The following is a 19,154-nucleotide window of genomic DNA, read 5'->3' as shown; positions in this document are numbered from 1 at the left end:
GGTGTTCGATATTACGAGATGCGTGAAAAATCGATCTCCTCGCGTCCCGAGTAGCGGCGCCTCAGCGCCTCGAGGCCCCGGTTGGCGGGATGCGCCAGCGCGGGGTCCGCGGCGAGAATCTCGGCCGCCGCCTCGCGTGAGACGGTGAGTATCTGCACGTCGGTCGTGGGGCTGGCGATCTTCAGATCAAATGCCATGCCGCTCTGCAGCGTGCCGTTGATGTCGCCCGAGCCCCGCAGTTTGAGGTCGAGCTCCGCAAGCCGGAAGCCGTCGTTGGTCTCGCACATCGCTTCGAGCCGCGCCCGCGATTCGCGCGAGAGCTTCTCGCCCGACATCAGGATGCAGTAGGACTGTTCGCCGCCGCGGCCCACGCGGCCGCGCAGCTGGTGGAGCTGCGAGAGTCCGAAACGTTCGGCCGACTCGATGACCATGACCGTGGCGTTGGGCACGTCGACGCCCACCTCGATCACCGACGTGGCCACGAGAATCTGGGCTTCGCCCGATTTGAACTGGCGCATCGACTCCTCCTTGTCGGCGGGCTTCATCTTGCCGTGGCAAATCGCCGTGACGTACTGCGGCAGCGGGAAATCCCGCGAGATGGCTTCGTAGCCGTCCGTGAGGTCCTTGTAGTCCATCGCCTCGGACTCCTTGATGAGCGGGTAGACGACGTAGACCTGCCGGCCCTTGGCAATCTCCTGCCGCATGAAGCCGAAGAGTTTCAGACGTGCCGCGTCGGTGTAGTGGAACGTCTTGATCGGACGGCGTCCCGGGGGCAGTTCGTCGATCACCGACACGTCGAGGTCGCCGTACAGGGTCATGGCCAGCGTGCGGGGGATCGGCGTGGCGGTCATCACGAGGATGTGGGGCGGCTGTTCGTTCTTGGTCCAGAGCCGCGCACGCTGCTCCACGCCGAAGCGGTGCTGTTCGTCGATCACGACGAATCCCAGATTGGCGAACTGCACGCGGTCCTCGATCAGCGCGTGGGTGCCGATCAGGATGTCCACCTCGCCCGAGGCGATGCCTTCGAGGGCGAGCCTGCGCTCCTTGGCCTTCGACGATCCGGTCAGGACGGCCGTTTTCACATCCATGCCGTCGAGCATCTTGCAGATGGTGGCGAAATGCTGGCGGGCGAGAATTTCGGTCGGGGCCATCATGCAGGCCTGATAGCCGTTGTCCACGGCCAGCAGCATCGTCATCAGCGCCACGAGGGTCTTGCCGCTGCCGACGTCGCCCTGCAGCAGGCGGTTCATCTGGAATCCCGTCACGGTGTCCTGCCGGATCTCCTTGATGACCCGTTTCTGGGCCCCGGTCAGCGGGAACGGGAGTTTTTCGTTGTAAAAAGTATGGAAGACGCCCCCGACCTTCGGGAAAAGGAACCCGTTGCTTTTGGCGAGGCGCTCGGTGCGGCGCTGCTGGATGTTGAGCTGCACGCCCAGCAGTTCGTCGAATTTCAGGCGGTATTGGGCCTGCCGGAGCAACTCCTGCGACTGGGGGAAGTGGATGTTGTAGATGGCGTCGCGGAGCGTAATAAGCCCGTATTTGGTGCGGACGGCTTCAGGCATCGGGTCTGCGATGCGGTCTTTGGCCAGCGCCCATGCGTTGCAGATGATCTGGTACATGCCCTTTGTGCCCAGCACGTTGCCGAGCTTTTCGGTCGAGGGGTAGATGCCCTGCATGCCGCTCTCGGCCTTGCGCGAGAGGGCCTGTTCCATGGTCTCCAGCTCGGGATGGGCCATCGACAGCTCCCCGCGGTAGAACGACGGACGCCCGAAGACGAGGTATTCGCGTCCGACTTCGATCCGTTTCTCGATCCACTTGACGCCTTGAAACCACACCAGTTCGGCCGATCCCGTGGGGTCTTGGACGAAGGCCGTGAAGCGGCGCTTGCGTCCTGCACCGGCATAGGCCATGCCCGTCACGCGGGCCCGGAACTGAACATAGGAAAGACCTGCCGCATCGGTGATTTCCGAAATGCGGTAGATGCGCGTGCGGTCGATGTAACGGAAAGGGTAATGGCTGAGCATGGCGCCCAGCGTGCGGATACCCAGCTCCCGTTCGAGGAGCTTGGCCCGGGCGTCGCCGACGCCCGCTACGAATTTGATATCGTTGTCGAGTATATCCACCCGGCAAATATAGTGAAAGTCGAGCGCAATGCCAAACTTGTTTGAGCATTGCCGAGGCGCATCCTATGTTCTGTAAATATAGTGAAAGTCGGGCGCATCGCCAAACTTGTTTGGCATTGCGCTTACCTTGCACTATCTTTGTAATTGTAAAAGTGAAAAACAGATGAATCTTTCGGAATTCATACGCCGCCCGGCGTGCGAGGTGCGCATCGGCGGGGTTGCGATCGGCGGGCAACACCCCGTCGCCGTGCAGTCGATGACCAATACCGACACCAACGACACCGCCGCCAGCGTGGCGCAGATCGAGCGTATCGACCGCGCCGGGGGGCACATCGTGCGCCTCACGGCACAGGGCCGCCGCGAGGGTGAAAACCTCGAAAACGTCGTCCGGCAGTTGCGTGCCGACGGGTTTTCAACGGCCATTGTCGCCGACATCCATTTCGTACCCGAGGTCGCGGCCGTCGCCGCGAAATACGTCGACAAGGTGCGCATCAACCCCGGCAACTACCGCACGCAGAACGGCGAACTGGAGTCGCTGATCGAACAGTGCCGCGAGCGGGGCGCCGCCCTGCGCATCGGCGTCAACCACGGGTCGCTCGCCAAGCGCGTTTTCGACGAGTGGGGCGATACGCCGCAGGGCATGGTTGTCTCGGCGATGGAATTTCTGCGGGTCTGCCGGGAGCGGGATTTCGATCAGGTGGTCGTTTCGATGAAGTCGTCGAACACCCGCGTGATGGTCGCCGCCTACCGTCTTCTGGTCGGGGCGATGGATGCCGAGGATATGCACTACCCGATCCATCTGGGCGTCACCGAGGCCGGGAACGGCATCGAAGGGCGCATCAAGAGCGCCGTGGGCATCGGGGCCCTGATGGCCGACGGCATCGGCGACACGATCCGCGTGTCGCTCACCGAGGCTCCCGAGAACGAGATTCCCGTGGCACAACTGCTTGCAGACCATTTCTCCGACCGTCCGGGCCGCTTCGAGGTGCTGCATCCCGAACGCTATTCGCCGACCGAATACCGTCGTCGTTCGCGCGTGACGGTGCCCGTCGTGCACACCGAGCCGCTGGACGGGTTCCGCGTGATCGAAGCCGTGTCGGGCAATCCGACGGCCGAACTGCGCGCCGCGATCCTGAACCTCGAGGTTCCCGACGAACCGGTCGTGGTCAGACGTCGCTATGAAGAATCCTCGCTGGAGACGCTCGCCGTGAAAGCCGCCGCCGACTTGGGGCCGCTGCTGCTCGACGGATTGGCCGACGGCATTTGGATCGATGCCCCGGGCTTTTCGGACGCGGAGATCCGCGAGGTCGAACTGATGATTCTGCAGGCCGCGCGCACGCGGTTCTCACGCACCGAGTATATCGCCTGTCCGAGTTGCGGCCGCACGCTTTACGACCTTGAAAAGACCCTCGCCGACATCAAGGCCCGCACGTCGCACCTGAAAAACCTCCGCATCGGTGTCATGGGCTGTATTGTCAACGGTCCCGGCGAGATGGCCGACGCCGACTACGGCTATGTGGGCGCCGGCCCGGGCCGCATCACCCTCTACAAGGGGCGCGAGGTCGTCGAACGCAACATCCCGCAGGAGGAGGCCCTCGACCGGCTGGTCGAACTGATAAAAGCCAACGGGAATTGGATCGAGCCATGACCATCCTTCCCCTCGCATACCTCCCCTCGGTGGAGTATTTCACGCACCTCCTGCGCGGCGGCTGCGTCGTGGACCTCGGCGAGCACTTCGTGAAGCGCTCCGAGCGCAACCGTGCGCGGATACTGGCCACCGACGGGGTGATGGACCTCACCGTCCACGTCCGCAACGCCAACCGCCCCCGCCAGCCGATGCGCGACGTGCGCCTCGATTACTCCAAACGCTGGCAGCACCAGCATTGGGGCGCATTGGTGGCTTCCTACAAGTCGTCGCCCTATTTCGACTTCTACGCCGAACGTTTCGAACCCTTTTACCGCCGGGAGTGGGAATTTCTGGTCGATTACAACCTCTCCCTGCTCGACACGCTGTGTTCGCTGGCGAAGGTCCCGATGCCGGCGCTCTCCGAAAGTTATGTCGACGCCGCCCCGGACGACCTCGACCTGCGGCCCAAACACAAAGAGGGCCCGGCGTTCGTTGCCGAGCCCTATTTTCAGGTCTTCTCCGAGCGGATGCCCTTCTGCCCTAATTTGTCGTTTGCGGACCTGCTGTTCGCCGAAGGACCGGCGTCCGTTTCGGTTTTAGCACGTTGCCGACAAGAATAGTCACACTGTCGCGCAGCGCTCCCGCCGCGGCTTTCACCTCGACCACCCCCTTCATGGCTACCGAATCCGTCCGGTACTGGAAAGGGGCGTATTCGGTCATGGCCAGCGTGTCGGTGCCCGCGATCAGCACGGGCGCTCCGGCCGACGAGTAGACGCGGAAAGCCTGCATGTCGTGGTCGCGCAGCCGGCGCCGTTTGTCGACGATATGCAGCGTCGGCTCCTCCTTGTTCCACATCGCTTTATAGAGGTAATAGGCGTCCTTGCATTCGCGGCGGTTGAGCGTCACCAGCCCGGCGCCGTTGACCCCGTAGGGACGGCGCGACGCTCCGTAGTCGAACATGTTGTCGATCCAGATGCCCCAGAACAGCGAATCGTTCTGCAGGTTTTTGGCGTACTCCTCGTGGAAGCGCGTTTGCTTCTCCTCGGGCATCCAGTTCGAACGCGGCTCGGCCTGCGCCGTGTAGCTCTTGTGGCCGATGAATCCGGGACCTCCGTAACTTACCGCCGAACGCAGGTGCGACCAGTTCTTCTGCAACTGGTTGCGCCACAGGATCACGTCGTCGGTCGAACCGCGGCGCCAGCCCACGTCCTGCCGCCAGACGATCAGGTCGGTGATGAAGTTGATATTGCCGTTCTGGTCGCTCGAGGCCACCGTCGGACGCGACGGGTCCAGCGCATGGGCCGCGTCGTTCAGCCGTTTGAGGTAGGGCGTCACGTCGTCGCCCCGGGTCCAGAGGCGCGAGAAAATGCCCCACATCACCACCGAGGGGTGGTTGATGTTCTGGGCGATGATCTCCTGCAACTGCTCCATCCCGTTCTGTTCGAATCCCGGCATGGCGTAGTAGGCCACGTCGCCCAAGAACGACGAGCGGTGCAGCGGCGTATCGACCCAGACCAGCATCCCCTGCTCGTCGCAGCGGTCGTAGAGGTACTGCGCATGCGGCATTACCGCCGAACGCAGGGCGTTGGCCCCGAGCGTGCGGATCTGCCCGAGGTCGGCGTCGTAATCCCACGGGGTCAGCGTACCGCCCGAAAGGGCGTTGTCGTGGTAGAGCGTCACGCCGTGTACGGGTACCCGCACCCCGTTGATTGTCAGCCCGCCGGCTGTGCTGGCGGCTATCGCGCGGAAACCTGTGCGGACCGTGACGCTGTCGGTCACGGTCTCGTCGCCGATCGAGGCCGTCACGGTGTAGAGCGCCGGCCGGTCGGGGCTCCAGAGCGCCGGGTTTTCGATGGTGAACGGTACGACGACGGGTTTGCCGTCGAGTTTCGCCCGCTGGCGTTTGGTGTAGGTGCGCACGCCGTCCGGGGCCGTGATGGCCACGTTCAGCATGCAGGAGTTGTCGCCTTTCGAGGTGATGTGCACCTCGACCTCACCCTCGACTTTCTCAGGATTTATGGTTTGCTGCCGCACGAGTACGCCGTCCGAACCGAGATAGAGCGGCGATATGGCCGTGCGCTCGGTGAGGATCAGCTCGGCTTCGCGGTAGATACCTCCGTAGAGGTTCATGTCGGTCGAGGTGGGCAGCACGTCGTCGCGGCCGCTGTTGCTGACCACCACGAGCATGGCGTTGTCGGTTCCGAAACGAACCTTGTCGGTGATCTCGAACGTGAAGGCCGAGGCGCCGCCGCGGTGCGTGCCGACATAGTTGCCGTTGACGAAAAGATCGGCCACCGACTGCACGCCGTAGAACTTCACGAACAGGCGCTTCGAGGCCCATTCGACAGGCAGGTACATGCCGTTCTGGTAGTTGCCCGTGGTTTCGAGCCAGTAGCCTTGGGCCAGCGGATCGGTGTTCCAACTGTGGGGCAGGGTGACGTGGCGGGCGTTGTCGGAGGTCTTCTCCGACTTGAAGAAAAAGCGCCAACCTTCGTTGATCGGGAAGACCTCGCGGGCGCGGGCCGTCGAGACGAGACCCGTGAGCAGCAGGAGAATCGCTATGTATCGTTTCATGGCAGGCTGTTTTTAATGTTCTTGTGCAAAGACAGTGCAAGCCGAGGGCAGAGGCAAATTTATTTGACTATGCCGAGGCGCCGCCTGTCTAAGCCGAAGTTTATCTTCGGCAAAGATAATACAAACCGGGCACAAACCCAAACCGATGGGATTTTGTGCCCGGCAGACCCTTTTGAGAGGGGTGCAAAAAAATGGCGGACCGCGCCTCTTCGGTCCGCCAAAAAGCAGAGGATGTATGTGAAACTTGTTAACTAAAAAACAACTCCTTGGGTGCCATCCCCTGCGTAAGATAGGGGAGGGCTTCCCGGAACCGTTGGCCCCGGGAAGCTGACTCCGGGTGTTATTTCTTGAAGCTGATCTTAATCGACTTCGTGAACGGCTTCATTTCGTAGCCCGTTACCTTGCCCTTATCGTCCGTGGTGGGCTCGTAAGCGAAACGATACCGGTAGGTTACGTCGATCGTTGCCGTCGTGGCAGCTACCGATTCGTTGCTGGCTACTGCCGTGATGACACCAGTCTTGTTGTCGAACGTTACGCCTACGATGGGGGAAGTAGCCCATTTCAGTTCGCCGTATTCAACATACAGGTCTGTGTTTTCATCATTTTTGTAGAAGAACCCGTAGCCGTTGGTTGCCGTAGCGAGCGTCGACAGTGTATAGTCGTCTTCGTTCTTTGTATAGATTTCATTGCCGAGGACATCTCGTGCAACAGCGACAACCGTGACGGGCTTGTTGTTCTCCTTGTACTCGCCGGGCTCTCGGCCGTCAGTCGACATGGCGAGCACTTTGTTCACGATGTTGAACGTAGCGGCGGTCTCACCTGCAGCCGGGAGGATGACTTCGCCGCCCTGGAAGAAGTTCCACGAATCGAAGTCGATCGGGTCTACCAGCGTAACGTCGAACTCTTCCGTAGCGCAAAGTTTGTCGTTCTTGTCGAACAGTTCGGCTTTGACCGTGCACGACGACAGGATGAAGTTCTGCCAGCTCATGCTGCTGCCCGAGATCGACGGCCATTTCGAGGCGTCGCCTTTGCCATAAACGCTTTCGTAGGTCTTGTAATCGTCATTGTCCTTTACCAGCGTGTATTTGACCGTTGCGCCTGCAGCCTTAGCCTCTTCGGTCATATCGTATGCACGCTTGAGGTCGATAGCGTTCAGGACAACAGCGTTGTCTTTGACACCGGCATTCAGTTCGATGAACGGATTCTTGCCTGCGGCTCCGGGCTTGAGGTACAAATCGTTGGCCTTGAGCGAGAAGATTTCGTTGGTCAGGGTGTAGGAACCGGTCAGCTTGATTTCGAATGCCTTGTCGTCGCTGACGATGCTGCCCTTGCCCGTTCCGGTCGGTACGGTGTAGGTGTACGAAGGCTGCTTCTCCCAGTTGATATTCGCGTCGTCGAATGCCAGTTTGAGCGTTGCGCCGTCTACGAGCGTAATCTCAGCGGGCAGAACGATCGGGGTTACCTTGTCGTTTCCGGCTACATTTACACCGCTATAGTTCAGCGTCAAGTTCTTCAGGAAGGTAGCTACGGCTGCCTTGTCTGCGAAATACTGCTTGTCGAAGAACGTTTCGTTGACTTTCTCGAACGAGATCTCATAGTTGTCACCTACCTTGGCGCCCTCGTTCTTTATCTCGTAGGAGAATGCAGGCAGTCCGTTGAAGGTTACCTTACCGGAGATGTTGACAAACGTTTCGGTGGAGCCTACCTTGGGTGCGGCGGTGAAGGTTACTTCGCCATTGCCGTTCAGCCACTTGGCTACGGTTACCGTGAGCTGCTGTGCCGATTCGGCATTCAGCATCTTGACCGGAGCGATCGTTACGGCAGGTACATCCTGACCGTCCAGAACCAGTTTGCTATCCTTGGGAAGTGCTGCTACCTCTGCATCGATCGATGCGGGCAACTCGTTGAACATTTCCCAATCCATTGCTTTGTCGGCCGGAACGGTAACCGTGAACGAGTAGGTGTTATCAGCTGCATAGGTTGCATATTTCCAGTTGACCACGCCGTCGATCTCCGTCAGCTCGGCAGCCTTGTCGCCCGTAATCTCAACCTGCGATTTGATACCGGAGAGCCATGCAATGCTCTTCTTATCGAAAGTAATCGTGAGATCGTCGGTGACAGTGAATACGTCGCCTACATTATCAACGCTCTGTTTTGCAGCGTTGTTCTTGACGGTAATCTGCTTGTTTCTGTCTCCGGACTTCGTCGGGTCTTTCGGATCGATCGTGAGCTGGGTCTGGTTGCTGAAATCACCGGCGTTGCCAGAGTAGGCTACAGTTTTGTGGGTGTATGCAAATGCCAGCTTTTCGGCAACACCTGCATCCCAGAGATACTTGGCGGCAGCGTCTTCCAGCGAAAGGATCTCTTCTCCGTCCTTGTAAGCGAGCTGATAGTCACTCAACAGTACTATCGTCTCGGTCGAGTTCCATACCAGCGGATAAACGGCGGCATCCGTGTACTCGACGAGTTTGTCCTCTTCGCCGGCCTTGGCCAGTACGAAATTGGCTTTGACATCCGCAGATGCACCCGTGGTCGAGATATAGGGCGAAACGATCTCGAAGCCTACATATTTGTATCCGTTGCCGTCTTCGTTCGGCTTGGTTTCCTGCTTGAGACAGAGGGCGACAGCATAGGTTTTGCCCTCCTCTTTGAGTTCCTCGTAGAGAGCCTCGTCGGCAACAGCCGTGAAGATCAGTTTGCCGTCCTCGGCAACTACGTCGCCCTCGTAGGTTACGGGAGCTTCGGCTTCGGCAGCGCGGGTCTTAACCTCTTCGGGAATGAACGAAACCTCTACCTCTCCCTCGTTGATCTGCTCGGCGAGCGTTCCGGCAAGAGCAGCAGGAGCTACACGGAAAGCGATTTTCACCTTGGGGGAAGAAGCCAGCGGAATGTTGTCGGCTGCCTTAGCGCCAGCAATGTACGAACCGCCGAAGTTTACGTCATAATCGGCTCCGACCTCCGTCGGGACGAATACGATCGACTGGATGCGGCCGGCGAGGTCGTCGATAGCGCTCCAGATAGCCGTGATCTTTTTGTCGTACTCGGCGAATGTCTGTGTGAGGTCATCCTGCTCCAGGAATGTGCCGTCTTCGGAAATCATGTCGAGGATCTTCTCTTTCAGTTCGGAACCGGCAGCATCGATGGCAGCGATAGCGGCATTGCCTACCTGACCGGCCCAGACATCCTGATTGCCTTTGATATATTCGGCCATGTACTGGGAGAAGCCCGAGCCGACCATATTCGAGATAGCCTCGCGGATACCGTCAACCTCTTTGTCGTCATTGATCGCTTTGATGATCTCCGCCTTAATGGTGGCGAGATCGGCGGCAGTTACACCCTCGATCTTACCGATCTCGGTTTCGATCAGCTTCTGAACTTCCGCCTGAACCTCCTTCGTCCAAATATTGGCGAAAGTGAACTGAGCCTCGATCAGTTTGTCGATGGCTGCCTGATCGAGCGTGTTGTTAGCGATCAGGTCCAGGATCTCCTTTTCGGTCTTGTAACCGAGTTTTTTTACTTCGTCAACCAGTTTGCTGCTCTCGACGTAACCGGCTAGCTTGGTATCCAGCTGGGCGTTGGTGACGAATGTCGAGAAGTCGACATTTTGCAATTTGTCGGTGATCGTCTGAAGGGCGGAAGCGTCGGCCTTCAGCTCGATTTTGCCCTTCAGGTCGTCGATCTGACCCTTCAGGTCGTTGATGTCGTCGTCGTAGTCCTTACAGCCGACGGCACCGAGCAATGTTCCGGTCAGGAACACTGCCAGAAATTTTCTGAATAAGTTGTTTTTCATAGTACGAAAGATTGAAATGAAGATGTGTTTTGCATGTAATTTTCAATTTGTTACTCATTTGCGACGCTGACTTATGGTATCATATATGATACGCATGGTGCAAATATATATATAAAAATTTGCACAGCAAAATTTTTGTCCAAATTTTTAAAATGGGAATGGATTATCAGGAGGAGATCCGATATATCTCTACGAGGATCAAGGAGTTGAGGAAGGAGCGTATGCTGACCGTACAGGAGTTGGCATACCGGTGCGACATGGAACGATCCAACTTGAGCCGTATCGAGGCGGGACGGACCAATCTGACCATAAGAACCATGTGCATCATCTGTAATGCGCTGAATGTTAACCTGCGCGACGTGATACGCTGAGGATCGACACCTATATTTATATACTTGTCTCCAAATCGTCCTTTATGTGCTTTTTTTGGGCTGTTTCGGTAAAATGTGTATCTTTACAGACACAAATTGAACGTTGTTTTTGAACGCTGTTGATCTGATCGTCTGTCTGGTGCTGGTGCTGGCCGTCTGGAACGGGTGGCGTCAGGGCTTCATTTTGCAGGTATGCTCTCTGGCGGGCATCGTTGCGGGCATCTGGCTCGCGGCGCAGTTCGGCACGCAGGTCGGCGAGTGGCTGCGGCTCGACCCCGACATCGCCGCCGCGGGCGGATTCGTCACGGTGCTCGTCGCGGTCATCCTCATCGTCGCCATCGCCGGACGGCTCGTGCGCAAGCTGTTCCACTTCGCGGGGTTCGGCATCGCCGATACGTTGCTGGGCATTGCGGTCTCGGTGCTGAAATACCTGCTCGTGCTGAGCGTCCTCTTTTCGGCGTTCGACAACCTGAACGAGGACTATACCCTCGTGGGGCCGGAGACGATCGAGAAATCGAAAAGTTATAAACCGGTCATGCGCCTCTCGGAAGCCGTGTTCCCTTTCTTGGAGTGGGTCGGCGACCAAGTGCCGCGGCAGAGCGAAAATACCCCGTCCGATGGAGAATAGATTTACGGGCACCGTGGTCCGGGCCACCGGCAGTTGGTACGACGTCCTGCACGACGGCGCGACGCTGCGCTGCCGCATCCGGGGCAAACTGCGCCTCAAGGGCGTGCGGTCGACCAATCCCGTGGTCGTGGGCGACGAAGTGGTGTGCGAGGCCGAGGGCGGCGACTGCGTGATCGTGGACATTGCGCCGCGCCGCAACTATGTGATCCGCCGGGCTTCGAACCTCTCCAAGGAGTCGCACATCATCGCTGCCAACGTCGATCAGGCGTTGCTGATGGTCACGCTGCGCTCGCCCGAAACGCCCAAGGAGTTCGCGGACCGCTTTCTGGTGACCTGCGAGGCCTACAAGGTCCCGGCTACGATCCTGCTTTCGAAGATCGACCTGCAGGACGCGGAGGCCGTCGCGGAGTTCCGCGCGGTGTACGAAGGGGCCGGTTACCGGGTGCTGGAGGTCTCTGCGAAGGAGGGGCGCGGTGTGGAGAAGGTCCGGGAACTGCTGGCGGGGCGCACGACGCTCGTGTCGGGCAATTCGGGCGTCGGCAAGTCGACGCTGATTCAGGCCATCGACCCCTCGCTGGATATCCGCACGGGCGAGATTTCCGACAGCCACCACAAAGGGCGTCATACCACGACCTTCTCGACGATGTACCCCTTGGCCGAAGGCGGGGCGGTGATCGACACTCCGGGTATCAAGGGATTCGGATTGCTGGATATCGACGATGCCGAACTCTGGCACTATTTTCCGGAGATGATGCGCGTGGCCCCGGGCTGCCGTTTCTACAACTGCACGCACACCCACGAACCGGGCTGCGCGGTGGTCGAAGCGGTCAAGGCGGGGGAGATCGCGTGGTCGCGCTACGAAAGTTACCTGAAAATCCTCGACGACGATGAAAAATACCGCAAATAGCGTTTTGCCGGAGTTCGGCCCCGAATCCGGACCCTGCGGGGAACGCATCGCCTGCCTCCGGGAGTTCATGATGCCCGAACGCTACGAGGTGCTGCGCAAGACCGTCGGCATGCGGACCCGTTATATGACCGTGCTGGCCGAGAACATGTACCACGGGCAGAACGCCGCGGCGCTGATCCGCCATTGCGAGGCGTTCGGCGTGCAGGAGATGCACACCGTCGAGACGTTGTGTTCTTTCGAACCCAATCCCGACATCGCACGCGGCGCCGAGCGGTGGATCGACGTCCGGCAGCACCCCTCGACGACGGAGGCCATCGCCGCGCTTCGCGGGGCGGGTTACCGCATCGTCGCCACCACGCCCCACCGCGAGGATGTGATGCCCGAGACTTTCGACGTCGGGCGGGGACCTTTCGCGCTGGTTTTCGGCACGGAGCACGCCGGGATTTCCGACGAGGTGATCGCCTCGGCCGATGAATTCCTGCGCATCCCGATGTGCGGCATGGTCGAGAGCCTGAACGTCTCGGCCTCGGCGGCTATCCTGATCTATATGCTCTCCGAACGCATCCGCCTCACGGTCGACGGCTGGCAGTTGCCGCCCGATGCGCAGGCCGAGGTGCTCGACGGCTGGATGCGCGCCAGCGTGAAGGATGCAGAGGCGATCCTTGCAAGAAAATTCAGTGAAAATGAATAGTATTTTACGCAAACAATTCCTCGCGCATGTCGCTCAGACCTCGCCGTCGCCGATGCTGGTGGAGGTCGCGCGCGCCGAGGGTTCGTTTTTCTATACCCCCGAAGGGAAACGTTATTTCGATCTGGTGGCGGGTGTGTCGGTGAGCAATGTCGGTCACGCGAATCCCGCCGTGGTGCGTGCCGTGCAGGAGCAGGCCGCACGTTACATGCATGTGATGGTCTACGGCGAACTGGTCGAGACCCCGCAGGTGGAGTACGCCGCGAAGATTGCGTCGCTGCTGCCTGCGCCGCTCGAAAGCGTCTATTTCGTCAACTCGGGCGCCGAGGCGGTCGAGGGGGCTCTCAAACTGGCCAAACGCTATACCGGACGCACCGAAATGATCTCCATGCGCCGCGCCTACCACGGTTCGACGCACGGGGCGATGAGCGTGATGGGCGCCCCCGAGGGCGAGGAGTGGAAAGGAGCGTTCCGGCCCCTGCTGCCCGATGTGCAGGCCATCGAGTTCAACGATTTCGACGCCCTGAACCGCATCACGCGCCGCACGGCCTGCGTACTTGCCGAGCCCGTGCAGGGCGAGGCGGGCGTCCGGCCGCCGCATCCGGGGTATCTGGAGGCCCTGCGCCGGCGTTGCGACGAGGTGGGGGCGCTGCTGATCTTCGACGAGATTCAGACCGGCATGGGCCGCACGGGCGAACTGTTCGCCATGCTCAAATACGGCGTCACGCCCGACATCGTCTGTCTGGCCAAAGCCTTCGGCGGCGGCATGCCTTTGGGGGCGTTCGTTTCGAGCCGCGAAATTATGGACACCTTGCAGGAAAACCCCGTGCTGGGGCATATCACCACCTTCGGCGGCCATCCGGTCTGCTGTGCGGCCGGTCTGGCGGCGCTGAACTACCTGCTGGACAACCGGGTGGTCGAAACCGTCGAGGCGAAGGGAGCGTTGTACGAATCGCTGCTCGCCGGCCATCCTGCCGTGCGGGAAATTCGCCGCTCGGGACTGCTGCTGGCCGTCGAACTGGGCGAGCCGGCGAAACTCTACCGCATCATGGAGCTTTTCAAGGAGGCGGGCATCCTGAGCGACTGGTTCCTGTTCTGCGACACGGCGTTCCGCATCTCGCCGCCGCTCACGATCTCCGGCGAAGAGGTCCGCGAAAGCGCTGCGATTATCCGGGATTGTCTGGATCGGGTCTGAAAAAGGGAGGTCTGAAACCTCCCTTTTTTCTATGCCTCTTCGGCGAATGCTTTCAATCGGGCGATCTCCTCGCCCCAGCGCGCTTCGTCCGGGGTTTCGAGGATCAGCGGAATGCCGTCGAACCGTTTGTCGCGGGCGATGTAGCGGAAACACTCCATGCCGATCATCCCTTCGCCCAGCGGCGTGTGACGGTCGACGCGGCTGCCCAGAATCTTCATCGCATCGTTCAGGTGCATGCCTTTCAGGTAGTTGAATCCCACGACGCGCTCCAGTTCGGCGAACGTCGCGTCGCACGCCTCGGCGGTACGCAGGTCGTACCCCGCTGCAAAGGCGTGGCAGGTGTCGATGCAGACGCCTACGCGCGACTTGTCCTCCACACGGTCAATCAGGTAACGGAGGTGTTCGAAGCGGAACCCGAGGTTCGAACCCTGCCCGGCGGTGTTCTCGATCACGGCCGTCACGCCGCGGGTCTTGTCGAGGGCGATGTTGATCGACTCGGCGATCCGGTCGAGGCTCTCCTCCTCGGTGATCTTCTGCAGATGGCTGCCGGGGTGGAAGTTCAGGCGGTCGAGCCCCAGCAGTTCGCATCGCTGCATTTCGTCGAGAAACGCTGCGCGCGACTTTTCCAATGCTTCCTCCTCGGGATGCCCGAGGTTGATGAGGTACGAGTCGTGGGGCAGTATTTGTTCCGGGCGGTAGCCGTAGGTGTCGCACGCCTTGCGGAAAGCGTCGATCTCGCCCGTGGTGAGCGGCTTGGCCACCCACTGGCGCTGGTTCTTGGTGAAGAGTGCGAAGGCCGTGGCCCCTATTGCGTGCGCATTGGCGGGGGCGTTGTCCACACCTCCCGCGGCGCTTACATGAGCTCCGAAATATTTCATAATTAGTTCTTTCAGTTTATCTTTCAGACAAAGTTAAGGATTTTGTAAATAAATTCATAAATTTGTACCTTGAAAATCAATAGAATCGCTTCGCTATGAAACATTTTTACCCGATCCTCGCACTGGCGGCCCTCCTGTTCGTGTCCATTCCGGCTTCGGCCCAGATTTCGATCGACGAGGTCAATGCCGAGCAGCAGAGCGTGACTTTTCAGGATAAGCTGAAGTCCACCCCCGTCGACGTCGACTATTTCAATCTGGCCCGTTACAAGGCCGAACGTGCGGCCATCCGCAAGGAGCGCAACTACCTCGAGTTCGGCGGCGGCCTGCAAGGTTCGCTGACCTCCTACAACGACCCGTGGATTTCGGTCTCGGGCGGTGATAACTCCATTGCACTGGTCGGGACTTTCAACCTGCGCCATGTCTTCAAGAAGAACCTCTTTTCCATCGAAACCAAGTTCAGTGCCAAGCTGGGCTACAACCGTATGAAGGTCGAGACCCAGCGCGTGGGTCCGGACGGTAAGCCGATGGTCGACGAGAGCGGAAACAAGATCATGGACAGCGAGGGTGTCTGGTTCAAGAATCAGGATGAGTTGTTGATTTGGGTGAACCCTGCCTTCGAGATGGCCAAGAACTGGTCCTACGGTTCGATCATCCAGTTCCGCAGCCAGTTCGTCAACGGCTATAAATCGCGTTCCGAGCAGGAGAAGAAGCACCTCAAAAGCAAGTTCATGACCCCGGGTTATCTCGATATTTCGTTCGGTATCACCTACAAGAGCCCCAAGCCCAAGTTCCCGATCACGGTCAATATCTCGCCGCTCGCCCTGAACGCCACGTTCGCCGAAAGCGACTGGATTCGCATGCGGCAGGTGGATAAGGACAATAATGAGATCAAACCGGCCTATCCCTACGGTATCGAAGACCCCGACAAGACTTCGAAATACGAGGGAGGTTCGTCGGTCGAAATCGGTTTCGACCGGACCTTCGGCAAGACGGGTTATCTGCGCTATCGCACTACGGTCCAGTCTTTCTACGGCTGGATTTCCGATATCGGCCAGAAGAACAAGATCGGCGATTATACCAAATACCTGACGGCTTACGACAAATGGGTTGCCGACGGCAGCAATATCAAGGACAAACCCCGCCTGCCGATCCACCCCACGGTGCGTTGGGAAAATACCATCGACATCAAGGCAACAAAATACCTCTCGACGACGTTGAGTTTCCAGTTGTATTACAACCGGGCGCAGAATGTCGACGTGCAGACCCGGACGCTGCTGAGCGTCGGTTTGACGTATACCTTTAAGAACAAGTAATGTACAAAAACTCGAAACACACCGTCCTTTTCCCGTTGCTGCTGGCCGCGGGTGTAGTTCTGGGCTTGCTTCTGGGGCAGTATCTGGGACGCAATTCCACCACTTCGCAGCTCAAGAGCATGCTCGGGCGCATGGCGCTGCCCACGAACAAGCTGACCTATACGCTGTCGCTGATCGAGAACCAGTATGTCGATTCGGTGTCGATGGACTCCCTTGCGGAGCACGTCATTCCGCTGCTCGTCAAGGAACTCGACCCCCATTCGGTCTACATCCCCGCTTCGGAGATGCAGGCGCTGAACGAGCCCCTCGAAGGGGAGTTCGACGGTATCGGCGTGGTCTTCAACATGGCTACCGACACGGTGATCGTGCTGAATGTCATCCCGCACGGGCCCAGCGACAAGGCTGGGATCAAGGCCGGGGACCGCATCATCGAGATCGGCGACTCGCTGGTCGCCGGGCGGAAAATCCCCCAGAACAACGTTGTGAAGATGTTGCGCGGACCGCGCGGCACGACGGTGCATCTGGGTATCGGGCGGCAGGGCATCTCCGGACTGGTGCCGATCGACGTCGAGCGCGGCGTGATCCCGATCAGGAGCATCGAATCGGCTTTCCGCATCGTCGACGGCGTGGGTTATGTCAAACTGGGACAGTTTGCGCGGACCACCTACGACGAGTTCCACAAGGCGCTGGCCTCGCTGCGAGCCGAGGGAGTCACGAAGCTGATCTTCGACCTCCGGGGCAATTCGGGCGGGTTCCTCGATCAGGCGATCGCCGTGGCCAACGAGTTCCTGCACAAGGATCAACTGATTGTCTATACCGAAGACCGCCGCCACGAACAGCTCCGGGAATATGCCGACGGCAACGGCTCGGCACAGGACATGGAGGTCGTGGTGCTGATCGACGAGGGGAGCGCCTCGTCGAGCGAAATCCTCGCCGGAGCGTTGCAGGACAACGACCGTGGAACGATCGTCGGACGCCGCTCCTTCGGCAAGGGACTCGTGCAGCGTCAAATACCGTACAGCGACGGATCGGCCCTGCGGCTGACCACGGCGCGTTACTACACCCCCACGGGCCGCTCGATCCAGAAGCCCTACACCATCGGCGACGACGAGAGCTACGAGGAGGATATCTGGAACCGGTATAAGAACAACGAGTTTTTCTCGGCCGACAGCATTCATTTCGCCGATTCGCTCAAACGGACGACGCCGGGCGGAAAGGTGGTTTACGGCGGAGGCGGCATCATGCCCGACGTCTTCATCCCGGCCGATACGACCGACGTGACGAAATACTTCGTCGAGGTGTCGGGCCGCAACATTCTCTACCGCTATACGATCGAGTATGCCGACCGGCACCGCGAGGCGCTCAACGCCGTGAAGACCATCGACGAACTGCAGGCGCTGCTCGACAGCGACAAGACCCTTGTCGACGATTTCGTCCGCTATGCCGCCCGCAAGGGCGTTGCGCCGCGCTATGGTGACATCGCCCGCTCGCGCCGGCTGATCGAGGCTCAGCTCCGAGCCTACATCGGCCGCAACACGACGCTGGAGGATAACGGTTTCTATGCGAACATCTATCCCGTGGACAACGTGATCGTGCGCGCTATCGGGATATTGAAGGAGGATAAAAATGATTAAGAGGCTGATCGGCATACTCGTGGCTGTGGCGGTGATCGCGGTGATCGTCATCGTCTTTCTTCGGCGCGACAAGTTCGAGTCGATGATCCGGCGCGATGAACTCCCGGCGGTGCCCGCTCCGGTGGCGCCCGCTCCGGTGGTGCCGACTCCCATGCAGCCGGCCATCCCCGCTGCGGATTCGCTGACCGTCGGAGTCGCGGACTCGATCTGATGTTATCCGTATAAACAGAAACGGCGGCCCCGCAAAAGGGCCGCCGTTTTTCGTAAAGGGTTCAGTCCGAGAGGAAAGCCTCGTAGATATCCGCCAACCGGTTGCGAAGGTATTTCACCGCATAATGCTTGCGCGAAAGCAACGTTGCTATGGGGATTCCGGTGTCCTCGGCGAGCTCCCGGAAGGTGAATCCCTCCATTTCGGTCAGTTCGAACACGTCGCGCTGGGCGGCAGGCAGTTCGCCGAGGGCCTTTTCGACCTCCTCCCAGACCAGCGCCCGGAGGTACTCCATTTCGGGCGAACTGCTGTCGTCGGCCAGCAGGGCGGTGATCTCGCTGACGAATCCGCTTTCGTCGTCGGGGTCGCGCATCTGCGGCATCCGCTCCTCGCGGCGCTTGCGGCTGTGGTCGATGATGCGGTTGCGGGCCGTGCGGAAGAGCCATGCCGCGACCTGCCCGATGGGGTTCACCGTGTCGGTCTGCACGAAGCGCATGAAAACCTCTTGGAGAATGTCCTCACCCTCCGCTTCGGAGTCCACGCGCCGCGAGATGAAGGCCCGCAGTTGCCGGCGGTAGTTCTCGAATACCTCCGCCGGGTTATTCTTTTCCGGTTTCATCCGCTGCGGTTCCCCGTTCGCATAAATCGCGCATCCGTCGCCGGATGAACTCCCGTTTTTCGCTGTGCGACATGCCGCGCATCGCTTCGTGCAGGTGGCGGTGCTCCCGGCGCGACATGCGCGGACGCTCGGACCACCCGAAGGGGCCGAAGAGCAGCCGGATCAGCAGTAGCAGGCCCAGCGCCTGCCAGTAGTTGATGCTCGTCCATCCGACGATTTCGGGGATCAGCGCATTCCACAGCCACATCGTTACGGCTACGCCCAGCGCCAGCAGGGCCGTACCTCCGAGGCAGAATCCTGCGGTTTTCAGTTTTTCTTTCATGATATCCGGTTGTTTTAGTGAAATTGCTCCGTTGGGGCATCGCTGTTCGCACCGTCCGCATCCGTTGCAGCGCGACGCATCGGCCACGTTGACGAAGCGGCAGGCTCCGTTGTCCACCAGTTTGAGGACCTCGTTGCCGCAGACCTTGACACAGTAGCCGCATCCGGTGCAGTCGAAGGTGTATAAGACGATTTTTCGTTTTCGGGTTGTCATTGCCGCTGCTCTCTACTTATGCAGACGATTGTGCACCCCGGATATTTTAAACGGCCTGTATTAC

16 protein-coding genes are annotated in these 19,154 nt (G+C 59.6%); 10 read left to right on the top strand and 6 right to left on the bottom strand.

Annotation, left to right across the window (positions count from 1 at the left end; all coding sequences use genetic code 11):
* Positions 1 to 11: 11 nt before the first annotated feature.
* Positions 12 to 2,123, bottom strand: a complete 2,112-nt coding sequence (gene recG, locus BN5935_RS03640; RefSeq protein WP_064974901.1) for an ATP-dependent DNA helicase RecG — start codon at positions 2,121 to 2,123, stop codon at positions 12 to 14.
* 163 nt (positions 2,124 to 2,286) lie between these two features.
* On the opposite strand from recG, the gene ispG reads away from it, so the two are divergent.
* Positions 2,287 to 3,771, top strand: coding sequence for a (E)-4-hydroxy-3-methylbut-2-enyl-diphosphate synthase (gene ispG, locus BN5935_RS03635; RefSeq protein ID WP_064974900.1), 1,485 nt, complete (start codon positions 2,287 to 2,289; stop codon positions 3,769 to 3,771).
* The gene (locus BN5935_RS03630) at positions 3,768 to 4,370 is read left to right on the top strand and encodes a WbqC family protein (protein ID WP_204244884.1); all 603 of its coding nucleotides are present in this window, start codon (positions 3,768 to 3,770) and stop codon (positions 4,368 to 4,370) included. The genes ispG and BN5935_RS03630 overlap by 4 nt, the downstream gene beginning before the upstream one ends.
* Here BN5935_RS03630 and BN5935_RS03625 read toward each other — a convergent pair.
* Both BN5935_RS03625 and BN5935_RS03615 read right to left on the bottom strand, forming a co-directional pair.
* Positions 4,291 to 6,324: a glycoside hydrolase family 2 protein gene (locus tag BN5935_RS03625; RefSeq protein ID WP_064974899.1), complete on the bottom strand. Its 2,034-nt coding sequence runs from the start codon at positions 6,322 to 6,324 to the stop codon at positions 4,291 to 4,293. The genes BN5935_RS03630 and BN5935_RS03625 overlap by 80 nt on opposite strands.
* A 340-nt stretch (positions 6,325 to 6,664) precedes the next feature.
* The gene (locus tag BN5935_RS03615) at positions 6,665 to 10,114 is read right to left on the bottom strand and encodes a hypothetical protein (protein ID WP_064974897.1); all 3,450 of its coding nucleotides are present in this window, start codon (positions 10,112 to 10,114) and stop codon (positions 6,665 to 6,667) included.
* A gap of 152 nt (positions 10,115 to 10,266) precedes the next feature.
* On the opposite strand from BN5935_RS03615, the gene BN5935_RS03610 reads away from it, so the two are divergent.
* From BN5935_RS03610 to BN5935_RS03590, 5 genes are all read left to right on the top strand, one after another.
* Complete coding sequence (locus BN5935_RS03610; RefSeq protein ID WP_082944188.1) at positions 10,267 to 10,485, top strand: helix-turn-helix domain-containing protein; 219 nt, start codon at positions 10,267 to 10,269, stop codon at positions 10,483 to 10,485.
* Positions 10,486 to 10,594: 109 nt separating this feature from the next.
* Positions 10,595 to 11,113 (top strand): CvpA family protein, encoded by a 519-nt coding sequence (locus BN5935_RS03605; protein ID WP_064974896.1) that lies wholly within the window; start codon positions 10,595 to 10,597, stop codon positions 11,111 to 11,113.
* The gene (gene rsgA / locus BN5935_RS03600; RefSeq protein ID WP_064974895.1) at positions 11,103 to 12,020 is read left to right on the top strand and encodes a ribosome small subunit-dependent GTPase A; all 918 of its coding nucleotides are present in this window, start codon (positions 11,103 to 11,105) and stop codon (positions 12,018 to 12,020) included. Before BN5935_RS03605 ends, rsgA begins: the two co-directional genes overlap by 11 nt.
* Positions 12,001 to 12,711 (top strand): TrmH family RNA methyltransferase, encoded by a 711-nt coding sequence (locus BN5935_RS03595; RefSeq protein WP_064974894.1) that lies wholly within the window; start codon positions 12,001 to 12,003, stop codon positions 12,709 to 12,711. Before rsgA ends, BN5935_RS03595 begins: the two co-directional genes overlap by 20 nt.
* Positions 12,704 to 13,903 (top strand): aspartate aminotransferase family protein, encoded by a 1,200-nt coding sequence (locus BN5935_RS03590; protein WP_064974893.1) that lies wholly within the window; start codon positions 12,704 to 12,706, stop codon positions 13,901 to 13,903. Before BN5935_RS03595 ends, BN5935_RS03590 begins: the two co-directional genes overlap by 8 nt.
* Before the next feature lie 29 nt (positions 13,904 to 13,932).
* On the opposite strand, the gene nfo is transcribed toward BN5935_RS03590, so the two are convergent.
* Positions 13,933 to 14,781 carry a deoxyribonuclease IV gene (gene nfo / locus BN5935_RS03585; RefSeq protein ID WP_064974892.1) on the bottom strand — a complete coding sequence of 283 codons (849 nt, stop codon included), beginning with the start codon at positions 14,779 to 14,781 and terminating at the stop codon, positions 13,933 to 13,935.
* A gap of 95 nt (positions 14,782 to 14,876) precedes the next feature.
* On the opposite strand from nfo, the gene BN5935_RS03580 reads away from it, so the two are divergent.
* The 3 genes from BN5935_RS03580 to BN5935_RS03570 are packed head-to-tail and all read left to right on the top strand — an operon-like array spanning position 14,877 to position 17,939.
* Complete coding sequence (locus BN5935_RS03580) at positions 14,877 to 16,094, top strand: DUF3078 domain-containing protein (RefSeq protein ID WP_064974891.1); 1,218 nt, start codon at positions 14,877 to 14,879, stop codon at positions 16,092 to 16,094.
* Positions 16,094 to 17,728 carry a S41 family peptidase gene (locus BN5935_RS03575; protein ID WP_064974890.1) on the top strand — a complete coding sequence of 545 codons (1,635 nt, stop codon included), beginning with the start codon at positions 16,094 to 16,096 and terminating at the stop codon, positions 17,726 to 17,728. The genes BN5935_RS03580 and BN5935_RS03575 overlap by 1 nt, the downstream gene beginning before the upstream one ends.
* Positions 17,721 to 17,939, top strand: coding sequence for a hypothetical protein (locus tag BN5935_RS03570; RefSeq protein ID WP_064974889.1), 219 nt, complete (start codon positions 17,721 to 17,723; stop codon positions 17,937 to 17,939). Before BN5935_RS03575 ends, BN5935_RS03570 begins: the two co-directional genes overlap by 8 nt.
* A 61-nt stretch (positions 17,940 to 18,000) precedes the next feature.
* Here the strand turns inward: BN5935_RS03570 and BN5935_RS03565 are convergent, their stop codons facing one another.
* Together BN5935_RS03565 and BN5935_RS15080 are read right to left on the bottom strand one after the other, a co-directional pair.
* Positions 18,001 to 18,555, bottom strand: a complete 555-nt coding sequence (locus BN5935_RS03565; RefSeq protein WP_064974888.1) for an RNA polymerase sigma factor — start codon at positions 18,553 to 18,555, stop codon at positions 18,001 to 18,003.
* Positions 18,536 to 19,090 (bottom strand): 4Fe-4S dicluster domain-containing protein, encoded by a 555-nt coding sequence (locus tag BN5935_RS15080; RefSeq protein WP_147625764.1) that lies wholly within the window; start codon positions 19,088 to 19,090, stop codon positions 18,536 to 18,538. Before BN5935_RS15080 ends, BN5935_RS03565 begins: the two co-directional genes overlap by 20 nt.
* Positions 19,091 to 19,154: the final 64 nt, after the last annotated feature.

Source organism: Alistipes provencensis (assembly GCF_900083545.1).
Lineage (GTDB): Bacteria > Bacteroidota > Bacteroidia > Bacteroidales > Rikenellaceae > Alistipes > Alistipes provencensis.
Note: the sequence above shows the minus strand (reverse complement) of the source record. Positions and strands in the feature narration are given on the sequence as shown.

What these genes read in the sequence shown, in the direction of transcription:
- ispG (WP_064974900.1), top strand. Translation starts at nt 2,287, where the DNA reads ATGAATCTTTCGGAATTCATACGCCGCCCGGCGTGCGAGGTGCGCATC.
- BN5935_RS03630 (WP_204244884.1), top strand. Translation starts at nt 3,768, where the DNA reads ATGACCATCCTTCCCCTCGCATACCTCCCCTCGGTGGAGTATTTCACG.
- BN5935_RS03625 (WP_064974899.1), bottom strand. Translation starts at nt 6,324, where the DNA reads ATGAAACGATACATAGCGATTCTCCTGCTGCTCACGGGTCTCGTCTCG.
- BN5935_RS03615 (WP_064974897.1), bottom strand. Translation starts at nt 10,114, where the DNA reads ATGAAAAACAACTTATTCAGAAAATTTCTGGCAGTGTTCCTGACCGGA.
- BN5935_RS03610 (WP_082944188.1), top strand. Translation starts at nt 10,267, where the DNA reads ATGGGAATGGATTATCAGGAGGAGATCCGATATATCTCTACGAGGATC.
- rsgA (WP_064974895.1), top strand. Translation starts at nt 11,103, where the DNA reads ATGGAGAATAGATTTACGGGCACCGTGGTCCGGGCCACCGGCAGTTGG.
- BN5935_RS03595 (WP_064974894.1), top strand. Translation starts at nt 12,001, where the DNA reads ATGAAAAATACCGCAAATAGCGTTTTGCCGGAGTTCGGCCCCGAATCC.
- BN5935_RS03590 (WP_064974893.1), top strand. Translation starts at nt 12,704, where the DNA reads ATGAATAGTATTTTACGCAAACAATTCCTCGCGCATGTCGCTCAGACC.
- nfo (WP_064974892.1), bottom strand. Translation starts at nt 14,781, where the DNA reads ATGAAATATTTCGGAGCTCATGTAAGCGCCGCGGGAGGTGTGGACAAC.
- BN5935_RS03580 (WP_064974891.1), top strand. Translation starts at nt 14,877, where the DNA reads ATGAAACATTTTTACCCGATCCTCGCACTGGCGGCCCTCCTGTTCGTG.
- BN5935_RS03575 (WP_064974890.1), top strand. Translation starts at nt 16,094, where the DNA reads ATGTACAAAAACTCGAAACACACCGTCCTTTTCCCGTTGCTGCTGGCC.
- BN5935_RS03570 (WP_064974889.1), top strand. Translation starts at nt 17,721, where the DNA reads ATGATTAAGAGGCTGATCGGCATACTCGTGGCTGTGGCGGTGATCGCG.
- BN5935_RS03565 (WP_064974888.1), bottom strand. Translation starts at nt 18,555, where the DNA reads ATGAAACCGGAAAAGAATAACCCGGCGGAGGTATTCGAGAACTACCGC.
- BN5935_RS15080 (WP_147625764.1), bottom strand. Translation starts at nt 19,090, where the DNA reads ATGACAACCCGAAAACGAAAAATCGTCTTATACACCTTCGACTGCACC.